This window comes from Bacteroides sp. OM08-11 (assembly GCF_003438665.1).
Lineage (GTDB): Bacteria > Bacteroidota > Bacteroidia > Bacteroidales > Bacteroidaceae > Bacteroides > Bacteroides cutis.
Genome location: NZ_QSTJ01000010.1, coordinates 12733 through 25492, shown reverse-complemented (window position 1 = coordinate 25492; position 12760 = coordinate 12733). Strand labels below are relative to the sequence as shown.

13 protein-coding genes are annotated in these 12760 nt (G+C 41.0%); 4 read left to right on the top strand and 9 right to left on the bottom strand.

Going from position 1 to position 12760, the window contains the following annotated elements; translation table 11 throughout:
• Positions 1 to 15: 15 nt before the first annotated feature.
• The 5 genes from DXC10_RS15245 to DXC10_RS15225 form a co-directional block, all read right to left on the bottom strand.
• Complete coding sequence (locus DXC10_RS15245) at positions 16 to 459, bottom strand: hypothetical protein (RefSeq protein ID WP_101545552.1); 444 nt, start codon at positions 457 to 459, stop codon at positions 16 to 18.
• A 24-nt stretch (positions 460 to 483) separates the two neighbouring features.
• Positions 484 to 912, bottom strand: coding sequence for a hypothetical protein (locus DXC10_RS15240; protein WP_101545378.1), 429 nt, complete (start codon positions 910 to 912; stop codon positions 484 to 486).
• Positions 909 to 1430, bottom strand: a complete 522-nt coding sequence (locus DXC10_RS15235; protein WP_101545381.1) for an RNA polymerase sigma factor — start codon at positions 1428 to 1430, stop codon at positions 909 to 911. The genes DXC10_RS15240 and DXC10_RS15235 overlap by 4 nt, the downstream gene beginning before the upstream one ends.
• A 113-nt stretch (positions 1431 to 1543) precedes the next feature.
• On the bottom strand, positions 1544 to 2098 hold the full coding sequence (locus tag DXC10_RS15230; RefSeq protein WP_101545383.1) for an NADH peroxidase: 555 nt from the start codon (positions 2096 to 2098) through the stop codon (positions 1544 to 1546).
• Between the two features lie 25 nt (positions 2099 to 2123).
• Positions 2124 to 2558 carry a Fur family transcriptional regulator gene (locus DXC10_RS15225; RefSeq protein ID WP_101545385.1) on the bottom strand — a complete coding sequence of 145 codons (435 nt, stop codon included), beginning with the start codon at positions 2556 to 2558 and terminating at the stop codon, positions 2124 to 2126.
• A 183-nt stretch (positions 2559 to 2741) separates the two neighbouring features.
• Here DXC10_RS15225 and DXC10_RS15220 point away from each other — a divergent pair, with 183 nt between their 5' ends.
• On the top strand, positions 2742 to 4667 hold the full coding sequence (locus DXC10_RS15220; RefSeq protein WP_117738337.1) for an NAD(+) synthase: 1926 nt from the start codon (positions 2742 to 2744) through the stop codon (positions 4665 to 4667).
• 38 nt (positions 4668 to 4705) lie between these two features.
• On the opposite strand, the gene DXC10_RS15215 is transcribed toward DXC10_RS15220, so the two are convergent.
• A complete protein-coding gene (locus DXC10_RS15215; RefSeq protein WP_101545389.1) occupies positions 4706 to 5524 on the bottom strand; it encodes a transporter substrate-binding domain-containing protein in 819 nt (272 codons plus the stop codon).
• 27 nt (positions 5525 to 5551) lie between these two features.
• Complete coding sequence (locus DXC10_RS15210; protein WP_117738335.1) at positions 5552 to 7633, bottom strand: putative porin; 2082 nt, start codon at positions 7631 to 7633, stop codon at positions 5552 to 5554.
• Between the two features lie 205 nt (positions 7634 to 7838).
• On the opposite strand from DXC10_RS15210, the gene DXC10_RS15205 reads away from it, so the two are divergent.
• The 3 genes from DXC10_RS15205 to DXC10_RS15195 all read left to right on the top strand — a co-directional run bounded on the left by DXC10_RS15205 (position 7839) and on the right by DXC10_RS15195 (position 11108).
• On the top strand, positions 7839 to 9743 hold the full coding sequence (locus DXC10_RS15205) for a tetratricopeptide repeat-containing sensor histidine kinase (protein ID WP_101545555.1): 1905 nt from the start codon (positions 7839 to 7841) through the stop codon (positions 9741 to 9743).
• 104 nt (positions 9744 to 9847) lie between these two features.
• Positions 9848 to 10501 (top strand): response regulator transcription factor, encoded by a 654-nt coding sequence (locus DXC10_RS15200; RefSeq protein ID WP_101545393.1) that lies wholly within the window; start codon positions 9848 to 9850, stop codon positions 10499 to 10501.
• A 31-nt stretch (positions 10502 to 10532) separates the two neighbouring features.
• Positions 10533 to 11108, top strand: coding sequence for a hypothetical protein (locus DXC10_RS15195; RefSeq protein WP_117738333.1), 576 nt, complete (start codon positions 10533 to 10535; stop codon positions 11106 to 11108).
• A gap of 123 nt (positions 11109 to 11231) precedes the next feature.
• Here DXC10_RS15195 and DXC10_RS15190 read toward each other — a convergent pair whose 3' ends face one another.
• Together DXC10_RS15190 and DXC10_RS15185 are read right to left on the bottom strand one after the other, a co-directional pair.
• Positions 11232 to 11774, bottom strand: a complete 543-nt coding sequence (locus DXC10_RS15190) for a 2-oxoacid:acceptor oxidoreductase family protein (RefSeq protein ID WP_117738332.1) — start codon at positions 11772 to 11774, stop codon at positions 11232 to 11234.
• A gap of 23 nt (positions 11775 to 11797) precedes the next feature.
• Entirely contained in the window at positions 11798 to 12559 is a 762-nt protein-coding gene (locus DXC10_RS15185) for a thiamine pyrophosphate-dependent enzyme (RefSeq protein ID WP_101545399.1), read from the bottom strand.
• Between the last annotated feature and the right edge of the window lie 201 nt (positions 12560 to 12760).

Sequence of the window (12760 nt, the reverse complement as noted above, 5' to 3'; positions counted from 1 at the left end):
ATGGATAAAGGACGATTAGTCTTTACTGAACATCAGCGTCACAAGGTCGTCACTATCTATCTCACCTTCAATGTAGATAAGTGTAGCATCACCCTTCTTTCCTATACGGAAGAGGATGAAACGGTTGATATTGCCTTTTAGTGGCGGCAGTTGGTAATAACCCGATTGTATCTGTCCGTTACTCACTACCTCTTTTATTTTCTTGGCATGTTGTTTGTCTGTTTCCAAACAACGATAAATGTCCGGTAGCGCCTTTTCCACTTTTGCCAGTTTCAGACTTTGATAGTGGTTGATATCCCATTCCTTGGACAACATTTTGGAGAGTTCTACGTAAGTTGCCCCCTTTTGGTTACCGTATTTTTTGAATACGGAAGCTATCTGTAGACCTTGCTGGGCGTACAGGTCGGTACTGCACAGTAACAGTAAACAGCAAAACACGATACGAATGAGCTTTTTCATAAACATATATCTATTAATCTTATTCTATTCAAACATTAAATCAAGTACTTCATCCTGGTTCATCTGTACATCCTGGAAAGCCGAGAGTGCCTGTTCTCTTATGGTTTTTGCATCAGTATAACGCTTACCATTGATGATGACGTAATCGGAGGGAACGGTCCATGTATTTTGGCAAAGATCGGTAATGCCAATCAGTAATAGTATGCCGGCAGCTACACTTCCTATAATATAATACAGGCGATGTTTAGGTGAAAAATACTTATTGGTTTCTTTCACCTCATTTCGGAGTGATTGATGTATCTTGGCTTCTTGATCCAGGCAGACGAACAAAGGGCGATATGTTTCCAAATCTTCCGGTACTTGATCTTCCGTAAAGAAACGACGTAGTTCACGTTCTTCTTCGCAGGATGTTTCGCCTTCAAAGTATCTGTTTAATAATTCATCTATCTTCATCGTTCGTTCCTCCTTTTCTTTTCTTGAATGGTTTGCAGGTAAATGTCTCTCACTTTTTTCCGGGCTCTCGACAGATTACTGCGAATAGCTTCTGCTCCACATCCGGTGATTTCAGCTATCTCATCCGTTTCATATTCTTCGATATCTTTCATTCGCATGATGGTACGTTGCAAATTAGGAAGTGAATCGATAATTTCATGCATTAACCGTATTTCGTCCTTAATTTCCAATAATCGTTCCGGCGTTCCGCTGGAGGCAGTTACTTGTATGCTTTCCAATGGCTGGTCACTATTACGTTTACTTCGCCACATGTCCATGCAGAGGTTGTGTGTCAACGTCATGGCAAATGCTTCGATACTCCGGTATTGTTCCAATTCAAGTCTTTTATTCCACAACTTGAGTAATACCTCCTGGACAGCATCTTCTGCATCTTCCGGTTCGTCGGTCAACTTCCGTGCATAGTTCAATAGTTTGTTACGGAGTGGGAGAACGGTTATTTTAAATTGTTTAAGTTCCATTTCTGTATATGAGACGAACGAGATCTATAAACGTGACATCAAAAGTAGGAAAAAATAAAAAAAGGTGTTCTTCTTTTTGGGAAGAACACCTTTTACCTTAAACTTCAGAAGGATTATTTCTTGAAATAGCGATTATACAGGCCTTCAAAACCTTTGCCGTGACGAGCTTCGTCCTTAGCCATTTCATGAACAGTGTCATGGATAGCATCCAAGTTCAATGCTTTTGCACGGGTAGCAATGCGTTTTTTATCTTCGCAGGCACCTGATTCAGCATTCATTCTTTTTTCGAGGTTAGTCTTGGTGTCCCATACACAGTCACCCAGTAGTTCGGCGAACTTAGCAGCGTGTTCTGCTTCTTCCCAAGCATAACGCTTGAAAGCTTCTGCAACTTCAGGGTAGCCTTCACGATCTGCCTGACGACTCATTGCCAAATACATACCGACTTCTGTACATTCACCCATGAAGTGGTTATTCAGGTCTTTGATCATTTCGTCATCACATCCTTTAGCTACACCAATTACGTGTTCGTCAGCGAAAGTCAGGGCACCACCCGGTTCTTCTACAACTTCAACGAATTTGCTGGCAGGAGCTTTACACAAAGGACATTTTTCAGGAGCTGCGTCACCCTCGTATACATAACCGCATACAGTACATCTAAATTTTTTCATTTTTTTCAGATTTTAAATAGTTGAATTAGTTATTGTTCGTTTTTATAAACTGTTCGTTTTCTATGCAATCTTTACAGATACCTTTATAATAGTAATGTATTTCCTGCACTTCATGTCCATCCATATCCGTATCTTCTACTTTTTTAATGTTAGCGTCGCAATGTAAATCATAAATTTTTCCGCAACGTTTACATAGGAAATGCGCATGTGGATTAGTATCCGCATCATAACATGTATTTCTCTCATCGATGGTCAACGTTTGTGCCGCACCTTGTTCGCTAAGAAGTTTCAAGGTATTATAAACAGTTGTTTTCGATAAAGTAGGAATAGAAGGCGAAAGCGCCGTATATATCTCATCCACTGTAGGATGCGTATGATGCTCCATCAAGTAATTCATTATAGCTATTCGCTGTACCGAAGGCTTAATGTTGTGCATTTGCAGTCTTTTTACTACATCCATACTATTTAATAGTTCAAACTTGTAATAATTACACTTTTATTTCTTTTGCAAAGATAGGTACTTCTTTGAATACTCCAAAAAAAATAGAGAATTTTTTATATACTATCGGGTGAAAGAATTGATAATTTTGTGTTTATAGATAAATTGCCGTATTTTTGTACTCAAATATATAATAGAATTCTTATGAATTACGGATATGTCAAGGTAGCGGCGGCTGTGCCCCGTGTCAAGGTGGCGGACTGCAAGTTCAATGCCGGACAAATTGAAAAAGAGATTATCATTGCCGATGGAAAAGGAGTACAAATCATTGCTTTTCCTGAATTGTGCATCACCGGATATACTTGTGCAGACCTTTTTTCACAACAGCTTTTACTTGAAGAAGCAGAGATGGGCTTGATACAAATCCTGAATAATACACGTCAATTGGATATCATATCCATATTGGGGATGCCTATAACATTGAATGGATCATTATTGAATGCAGCAGTTGTCATTCAGAAAGGTAAAGTGCTGGGTGTGGTACCTAAAACTTATCTGCCCAATTATAAAGAATTTTATGAGAAACGTTGGTTTACTTCTGCTTGTGAGATTTCTGACAGTAATGTGCGTCTTTGTGGGCAGATTGTGCCTATGGGACGGAATTTACTTTTTGAAACGGCTGATACCACTTTCGGAATTGAAATCTGCGAGGATTTGTGGGCACCTGTGCCTCCCAGTTCGATGTTAGCGTTGCAAGGAGCAGAGATTTTGTTCAATTTGTCGGCTGATAATGAAGGTATAGGTAAACATAACTATCTCCGTTCGCTCATCAGCCAGCAGTCAGCCCGTTGCATTGCCGGGTATGTATTCAGTTCGTGCGGTTTTGGAGAATCGACTACTGATGTTGTGTTTGCAGGTAATGGATTGATTTATGAGAATGGTACGTTGCTGGCTGCCAATGAACGTTTTTCGTTTGAGGAGCAAGTTGTAATCAGTGAAATAGATGTAGAACATCTGCGTACGGAACGTCGTGTTAATACTACTTTTGCCGCTTGCCATGCTTATTGTGCGCCGGAACCTCCGGTACGTATTTCTACAGAATACGTCAATAGTAAAGAACTCAATCTTACCCGTACTTTTGAACCTCATCCGTTTGTTCCGCAAGGAGCTGCACTGAATGAACGTTGTGAAGAAATATTTTCCATTCAGGTATCCGGATTGGCTCAGCGGTTGGTACATACCAATGCTAAGAGTGCGGTAGTCGGTATTTCTGGTGGATTGGATTCTACATTGGCATTACTGGTTTGTGTTAAGACATTCGATAAACTGGGATGGGAACGTAAAGGAATTATCGGCGTTACGATGCCGGGATTCGGAACTACCGACCGTACGCATACCAATGCTATTGACTTGATGAATTCTTTAGGAGTGACTGTACGTGAGGTGAGTATCAAAGGGGCCTGTATCCAGCATTTCAAGGATATAGACCATGACATCAATGTACATGATGTGGTTTATGAGAATGCTCAGGCACGTGAACGTACACAGATATTGATGGATATTGCCAACCAGACTTGGGGGATGGTTATCGGGACGGGGGACCTTTCGGAACTTGCTTTGGGTTGGGCTACTTATAATGGCGACCATATGTCGATGTATGGTGTCAATGGAAGTGTTCCTAAGACACTTGTCAAACATTTGGTGAAGTGGGTAGCCGAAAATGATATGGATGAGGCATCACGTGCAACATTATTGGATATTGTAAATACTCCCATTAGCCCCGAACTAATTCCTGCTGATGAAAATGGAAATATCCGGCAGATTACCGAAGATTTGGTCGGTCCTTATGAGTTGCATGATTTTTTCCTTTATTATTTTTTACGTTGTGGCTTCCGGCCTTCCAAGATCTTCTTTCTGGCGTCACGTACTTTCAAAGGAACTTATGATGAAGAGATCATAAAAAAGTGGTTGAAAACTTTCTTCCGTCGCTTTTTCAATCAACAATTCAAGCGTTCCTGTTTACCGGATGGACCGAAGGTAGGAAGTATCTCGATCAGTCCACGGGGAGATTGGCGTATGCCGAGTGATGCTTCGTCGGAGATGTGGCTGAGGGAAGTGGAGACATTATAAGATAAATGACCATTTAAGGGCACAGTGTCCCTAAATGGTCATTTATAATATTTCGTATAAATCTCTTTATATTCTTTTTTTTCTTTAAACTTCTCCAACCAGGTATTAAGGCTATCCAGAAGTACCGGAGACTGCTTGCTCACACCCCATGAATAGAATTGCGTAAAACTAATGGCGGTATTGATATCGATTTGCGGTAAACTGTCAGCTGCTGCACGTGCGATACTTTCATCACATACGGCATAGTCGATGTCTCCGTGGGCAACAAGAGATATTAATTGTTCGGAACCATATTTATCTATTTCTTTTACATAGATTGTATCTCCGATTTCATTCCCTAAATTATGTATACGTAGTATGGAAGGAGAGCCTTTTACCACATTCAAGGTCTTTCCCGCTAAATCCAATTGGCTTTTAATAAAAAGAGAATCGTCGGAAGACTCTGTTTTCCGTTGTACCAACACTTGCCTGTTCAGTGCAATCGGAGTGGTAAGAAGTAAAGAGTCTTTCAGTTCGCTGGTAGCCAATATCCCGTAAGCAATCACATCATATTTACCATCGGCTAGGCCGGACAATCGTTTATTGAAACTCATTTCAGGTGAGATTGCCACTTTCAGATGATGATCGCGGGCAAAAGCTTCAATCAGTTCATAATGAAAACCAGAAAGCGTATCACCGTCCACATAGAAACTGATGGAATTATATTCCGTCGCTGCATGTAAGATACCTTCGGATGCGATTTCTGCATAATCACGAGGTTTACCTTTAGGTTTCTCCTTTGGGGGCATCAGGAAAGTAGCGATTAGAGCCGTCACCACTCCTAAGATGACATATCTCAATAACTTGGTTTTTTTCATATTTCGGGTAGATTAGTTGTATGGAGGTTAATCGTAGAAATTCCAGGAGATACCAATCTTGAGCAAACGGGGATTGATAGGATAATGCGGTACCATGAAATAGTTTGCTTTACCCATACCGGCATTTACATGATACATCATGGCAAAGATACGTGTCCGTTTCAGATGCAGGTTAGCATATACGTTGACTATCGGATAACCGCCAATCTCTACCTGATCGTCCGCAGCTTGCAGATGAAATTGCTGGATGGCAGGAGTATAAGCAGGTGCATGATACTTGGTAAAGTATCTCACATCAGCACCCAACTGTACGGTCAGTACTTTCTTTGCCAACTTCGTCAATATATATAAGTTGTGATAAAGCGAAAGTTGGGGCAACGGCAATACTGTTTCATTACTTGACTTTTGCCAAGTCACTTCATTATCCAGATGTAAGATACCCAAACGGAAATCTTGTTTCAAAGTAGCTGATAACACTTGGATATTTCCACTTTCCTGTGTCGGCATTCCACTTTGGTTGAAGTATGTATAATTTTTTATATTTTCAACTCCGGCACGTAGATTGGTTTTCCAACGGTCAATATTCAATTCTCCTTCTACGCGCGTACGGAATTCCTTATCCATATTATAATTATCCCAATAGTAGTGATTGGAGTGATAATGGCGCATATAGAATGAGGGGAGAGTATTGGATACATATCCGCGTGCATAAAAATTCACCGTATCTTTCCATAAACGGAAGTTCAAATCGAAATCGGCATTGATACGGAATTGACCGAGAGCCTTATCCATGATACCGACTTCGCCGTTCACATTATAATGCAAAGTCTTTCCTTGCCGTTTGGCAAGTTCACCGCCTATAAATATTTCCTGTTCATCAAAACGGGTATTCAAAAGTGTATCCATCAGTTCATAACGGCTGAACTTATGTGAAATATAAGCCGTTAATCCCGCTTTGGCATATTTGTTGAAACCTTCAAGCAAAGCGATACCGAAGATATTCTTTACACTGAATGCCGTTGTGGAGTCACGGCTGAAGGTTTCATTGAAAAATGCGTCAGGATATTGTTCCGCTGTTTCTGTGGCAGAAGTAAACTGGTGCCTCGTCCGTTCTACCTTGATAGTATGGATAAAGCTTGTTACAGGTACGAATTCTTCCGTAACAATCGTATCTTTAGCTACCGGAATACTATCATTCACCGGCATGGCTACGGCACCTTGTTTATCTTCAATGGTAGTCGTTTCCCGATTGAACCCCAACCGGTAACGTTGCGTCATATAGACGTAAAAATCTTTATTCCGATTGGCAGTCTGTTCCAATTTGACAGGAATAGTAGTGGACTCATATTCTTTTTTACCTTCCGACATATCTTCTGGTCGTGTGATATACCGGTCGTCTTGTATACCGCCATTCTCATTCATTTTTAACATGAAATTGTTGTATACCGCCTGCATCTGATAACGTTCTCCGATATAACTGGCAAATATTCCTGCATTGAAGTGGGAAGTAGACTGGTTCTGGTAATATCCGCGTCCATACAAATAATCAATGTTGAAACCAAATGCCAGGCGTTTGTTGGCATTTACCGAAAAATAAGATTTGAAACGTTCTTCCCCATTCATCTTGTTTCCCGCTTTATAATAGGTCAGGTTGGTATAAGGTACATTACTATTTGTAAAGTTCACTTGGTCAGGGCGCACAAAAAAACTGGAAAACGGTTCCATAAAGATAGTCGGTTCATTGCCTTTGCGGTCAAAAAATATGCGCGAGAGTCGTGGCGATCCCAAATTTCCCAGATAATTATAGTGTCCGTACATACCTTCTACCAAGTTGGTGTTTTGGAAATTGAGGTTGGTCGTATCAGCAGGAATTATAGTACGGTTACCCAGCGTTTCACTCAAATGCCACATATATAGTTTAGGAGGTATACTTTGGATTTCCGTATTGGTGCTGTCTTCCAGATTATCCGGCAATGTGTTGGGGTCTACCTGATTTCCATATTGGTCACGTCCGGTGGCAGGATCTATCCGGTTGGGCGTATATTGCGCTTGCATACCCAATATACTTATAATAGACAGAAATATATATGTCAGTACAATTCGTCTCATAATTAGGCGCAAAGATACAATAAAATCTTATTCGCTTATGTAATTCAGCCTTTTTTGCTTCTTTTAAAACTCTTGTTTTCTCGGTGTGAATATATAATTATCATTGGCTATATGCCTGTATATTCTATGCCTTTGTTATCTTTGCTACTGTTTCTTTACGTAGTAAGTCGATTTTTAATTTAAAATCTAATAATATAATATGTATATGAGAACACTATCTTTCTTGTTATGCCTATACTTTCTTTGCCCGTTGCTATATGCTCAGGATGCTGAGTTAAAAACTTATCAGGAAGAGTTGACACGCGCTATGAAGTTAAAGAATCGGGATAGTATTGCTGCCGCCTATTGTCATTTAGGAGAATATTATGCTTATCGTCAGTCGGACAGTACCCGGTATTATTGTGATAAAGGTTTGGAATATGCCCGGAGAGATGTAGCTGAACCTTATATCACCTTATTAAATAACCGGGCGGAAACTTACAACGCTTTGGGAGATATGGAGACGGCAATTAATAGTTATCTTCAAGCTCTTAAAGAAGCCGAACGTTTTACCGGAGTTGAGGAAAATGTGATTTCCATACTTACTTCCCTTGGCGTAAGTTATCGTAGAAAGGACATGCCAGACTCTGCATTGATATATTACAACCGGGCATTGGAAAAGCTCGAAGGACGTAAATCCTATGACGAACGTGTACATCTGTTGACGAACATGGCTGTACTTTATGCAAATACCTCGCGCTTGAAAGAGGCTGAAAACTATGTTCGTACTGCGGTGGAAGTTTCAAAGAAGTGCGATGACATGGATATGGTTTTGTATGCTGCATCTACGGCGGGTGGTGTTATGACATTACAAAAAAAATACGAAGAAGCTGCACAAATGCTCTATCCGGCTCTTGCCATGGCACGTAAACAGCGGAAACCTAAATTCGTGCTGAAGAGTATGACTTATTTGTTGAATGTCTATTCCAGAATGAATAATAATGATTCGATTAGCCACTATATGCGAGAGGCGGAAAAAGTGATGGCTGAATTACCCAAGTCTTCGGGCGAGGTATTGGGATATCAGGAAACTCTTTTCAAGATTCTCAATAATATGGGACGTTATCGGGAAAGCCTTGCCATTCAGTACCAGATGCTTGAAGCTATGGATGTCAATGCCCAGACACCGGTTGACAAGCTCTATTTAGAAATGGCACGCAATTATAAAGGGCTGAAAGATTACCTGCATGCCGCCGATTACTATGAAAAAGCATACTGGACGTCTGATAGTCTGCATCAGACAGAAGTAGATGCGGAACTTTCCGAGCTTTCCATGAAGTATGAAAATCAGGTAAAGGCGCTCGAAATAGCACGGCTCACTCAAGAGCAACTGGAACAAAAGGCCAAAACGATGCAATGGGGTATAGTGGCTGCTGTGGCAGTATTTGCATTTTTACTTTTGGCAACTTATTTTGTTTTCCGTCAGAAACGTATCAAAAAAGAAGAAGAGTTGAAACTAGCCAAGAGTTACATTGATGGGTTGGAACGTGAACGTACCCGTTTGGCAAAAGAACTGCATGACGGTGTTTGCAATGATCTGTTGGGCATAGGTATGCAGGTACAATGTATGCAACCTTCGGCGGAGTCAAAACACGAACTTCTGGATTTGTTGGAGCAGGTACGTGGTGATGTACGCTGTATTTCCCATGAACTGATGCCGCCAAAGTTCCAGTATGTTACATTGGCGGAAACCGTAGAATCGTATGTGGAACGTCTGGCAATTCCAGCATCCATGCAACTAACTTTTAGTAAAGAAAGTGATAATGCTGAATGGGAACAGATACCGGAACAGATAGCTTATGAGGTCTATCGTATTTTGCAAGAATTACTGTCCAATATTGTGAAGCACTCCGGTGCGACGGATGTGAATGTAAATCTTTCTTTGAGTAAAAAACAGCTAACTTTACTTATCACCAACAATGGCAAACCATTTCCTGATACCGGAACTACATTTAACGGCATCGGACTTAGTACTATCCAAGAACGCGTCAAGGCTATAGGTGGTGTTCTTTCTGTAAATTATAGGGAGAGCATGCAGCTGTTTGAACTTGAAATACCTTTATTTATTTAGTCGAAAACCATGACACCGGATACTAAAATCACTATTTTTGATGATGCGGGATATTAATAAATGCTTTTTCTTTGCAGCATAATTCAGAACACAAAAATAGATTGATGAAAGAAAAAGATATACGCATTTTGTTGGTAGATGACCACGATTTGGTGCTTCAAGGATTGAAGCGGATAGTGGAATGTTCGTTACCCGAAATCAAGACCGTATGTACAGCTTCATCGGGACGGGAGGCATTGCATTTAATCGCCTCCCAATGCTTTAATCTTTTCTTGTTGGATATGGAATTACCCGATTTATCCGGTTTGGAAATAATCTCACGTATTCGGGAAAAAGACCCTCAGGCACGTATTATCGTGAATACAATGCACGAAGAAATTTGGTTTATAAAGAATCTGATACAGTGTGATGTAGATAGTATTCTATTCAAATCTGTTGATTCGAATAAGATAGCCGAGGCTATTCGCTGTGTACTCGATGGAGGGACTTACTACTGTACTTATGCCGAACAAGTACGCAACCAGATGCGACGTTCGGACGAAGGGCGGCGTGAAGAACTGACGCAACGTGAACTCGATGTATTGAAATGTATCTCCGAAGGCAAAAATACGCAGGAGATAGCTCAGGATTTGTGTGTATCTACCAATACCGTAGATACGCACCGCCGTCATCTGTTGGACAAACTTGATGCAAAGAATGTGGCGGACTTGATAATGACAGCAGTCTCCAGAGGAATTATACCTATCCGTAAATGTTGATGACATTACTCATTTAAAACATATCATTGTTATGAAAAAGTTTACTATTACAATTATCTCCGCAATACTTTGCGGTCTGGTCGTGTTGTCAGCATGTGGCGGTACAAAGAAGAATGTTCAAGATGCTGAAGGTCAAGCGGTAGCCGGGGGGGATGCTCCGAGCGGTTACCTGATGCCTGCTATCGCGGCGAACAACTTTTGTGGTGATTTTACTACCATGGCTCCCGAATACGGTTATCTGATGCCCGAAAAGGGCTTGTTCCTTAAGATGCATGACATTAGGGGCGCTTATGGTATTAATATTTACACTTATGTGATGGACGGTGACAACATACAATGTACACCGGGACATTTTGTGAGGATAGTTCCGAGAGGCGGTGATAAGTTGGAAGTCACTATAAAGAAGAGTTCCAAGAATAATACTCCTTCCTTTACTTTTATACCTACTCCCGATTGTGAAAACTCCGCTTATGTGGCTACGGAGAAAGTTGCCGGGAAGTATTACTATCTCTGTGGTGATGCAGAAGCCCGTTATAAGTTCGAAGATTTGTTTGAGGACGAACGTTGTGCGGAGTTCAAGAGTTTGGTGGATAATTACGGTAAATAATTAATAGAATATTAGGCTTTCTCTATACAGCACTAAAAAAAACGGATGATGTATTCACTCAAAATACATCATCCGTTTATAGTAAACGCATCATCTGTTTGGCCCAAACGGATGATGTGTTTTTTATACCTCTTTAATCAGCTCCATACCACGTTTGATAGCCTCTTCGTTCATTGGTATCAAGTGGTGGTGACGTTCGGGGAGTGTCTTCTTCAAGCCTTTGATAACATTCTCCAGTGTCACGATGGGTGCTATTTTCAATAGACCACCCAGCACAATCATGTTGAACGCTTTGGCATTGTTCATTTCATTGGCAGCATCCATGGCGTCGATACGGTATACATGGATATCTTTACGTGTCGGCGGATTGATAATACCGTAGCCGTCATAAATAAGTACACCGCCCGGTTTCACTTTATTTTCGAATTTTTCGAGTGAAGGTTGGTTCAGGATGATGGCTGCATCGTATTTACTGAGAATAGGAGAAGAGATTTTCTCATCGCTCACAATCACTGTTACGTTTGCCGTACCACCGCGTTGTTCAGGTCCGTAAGCGGGCATCCAGCTCACTTCTTTACCTTCCATCAATCCGGAATATGCCAAAATCTTTCCCATGGACAATACACCTTGTCCACCGAAACCTGCTATAATGATTTCTTCTTTCATTGTTCTTCTGTTTTTAGCACCAATTATTTATCTTTCAAGTCACCCAGCGGATAGAATGGGAACATATTCTCTTCCATCCATTTATTGGATTTCTCTGGAGACATTTTCCAGCCGGAGTTACAAGTAGAAACTATTTCCACAAGGTTGGAACCCTTGCCTGCCATTGAATTCTCAAAAGCTTTGCGTATCGCTTTCTTTGCTTTACGGATAGCAGGAACGGTTTCCACGCTTTGGCGGGTGACGTATGCCGTACCCTCCAACTGGGCAGCAATATCGGCAATCTTCAGGGGATAACCATGCAGATGTACATCACGGCCATAAGGACTGGTCGAAGTCTTCATGCCTACGAGTGTAGTCGGAGCCATTTGACCACCTGTCATACCATAGATGGCATTGTTGATGAAGATAATGGTTATATTCTCACCTCTATTCAGTGCATGAATTGTTTCGGCGGTACCGATGCAAGCCAAGTCACCATCTCCTTGGTAACTGAATACCAGACGATCCGGCCAAAGACGTTTGATGGCGGTGGCAAGAGCAGGCGCACGTCCGTGAGCAGCTTCCTGCCAGTCAATATCTATATAGTTATAGATAAACACGGCACATCCTACGGGCGAGATACCTATTGCTTTATCTTCCAGTCCCATTTCTTCGATTACTTCGGCAATCAGTTTATGAACCACACCGTGGCTACATCCCGGACAGTAATGCATGGGATTATCGTTCATTAGAGTCGGTTTTTTAGCAACCAGATTCTCAGGTTTGATAATATCTTCTTTTGTCATAATCACTTCTCCTTATCTGTTGGTGAACCGTATGAAAAATTCCATCAACTTAACGAATATTGCTGCGCCGCAAACGTAGATAAATAGTTTGAAGTCATCTTTTGCAACAAAATAAACAATGATAGCTGCCAAAGCAAGTATCATGAAAAGAATATTTAGTACGGTTCTTATTTTATCAGGATTCATTTCTTTAATTGAGAA

Excerpts from the sequence above, each read along its gene's own strand:
- DXC10_RS15245 (WP_101545552.1), bottom strand. The coding sequence starts at position 459 with ATGAAAAAGCTCATTCGTATCGTGTTTTGCTGTTTACTGTTACTGTGC.
- DXC10_RS15240 (WP_101545378.1), bottom strand. The coding sequence starts at position 912 with ATGAAGATAGATGAATTATTAAACAGATACTTTGAAGGCGAAACATCC.
- DXC10_RS15235 (WP_101545381.1), bottom strand. The coding sequence starts at position 1,430 with ATGGAACTTAAACAATTTAAAATAACCGTTCTCCCACTCCGTAACAAA.
- DXC10_RS15230 (WP_101545383.1), bottom strand. The coding sequence starts at position 2,098 with ATGAAAAAATTTAGATGTACTGTATGCGGTTATGTATACGAGGGTGAC.
- DXC10_RS15225 (WP_101545385.1), bottom strand. The coding sequence starts at position 2,558 with ATGGATGTAGTAAAAAGACTGCAAATGCACAACATTAAGCCTTCGGTA.
- DXC10_RS15220 (WP_117738337.1), top strand. The coding sequence starts at position 2,742 with ATGAATTACGGATATGTCAAGGTAGCGGCGGCTGTGCCCCGTGTCAAG.
- DXC10_RS15215 (WP_101545389.1), bottom strand. The coding sequence starts at position 5,524 with ATGAAAAAAACCAAGTTATTGAGATATGTCATCTTAGGAGTGGTGACG.
- DXC10_RS15210 (WP_117738335.1), bottom strand. The coding sequence starts at position 7,633 with ATGAGACGAATTGTACTGACATATATATTTCTGTCTATTATAAGTATA.
- DXC10_RS15205 (WP_101545555.1), top strand. The coding sequence starts at position 7,839 with ATGAGAACACTATCTTTCTTGTTATGCCTATACTTTCTTTGCCCGTTG.
- DXC10_RS15200 (WP_101545393.1), top strand. The coding sequence starts at position 9,848 with ATGAAAGAAAAAGATATACGCATTTTGTTGGTAGATGACCACGATTTG.
- DXC10_RS15195 (WP_117738333.1), top strand. The coding sequence starts at position 10,533 with ATGAAAAAGTTTACTATTACAATTATCTCCGCAATACTTTGCGGTCTG.
- DXC10_RS15190 (WP_117738332.1), bottom strand. The coding sequence starts at position 11,774 with ATGAAAGAAGAAATCATTATAGCAGGTTTCGGTGGACAAGGTGTATTG.
- DXC10_RS15185 (WP_101545399.1), bottom strand. The coding sequence starts at position 12,559 with ATGACAAAAGAAGATATTATCAAACCTGAGAATCTGGTTGCTAAAAAA.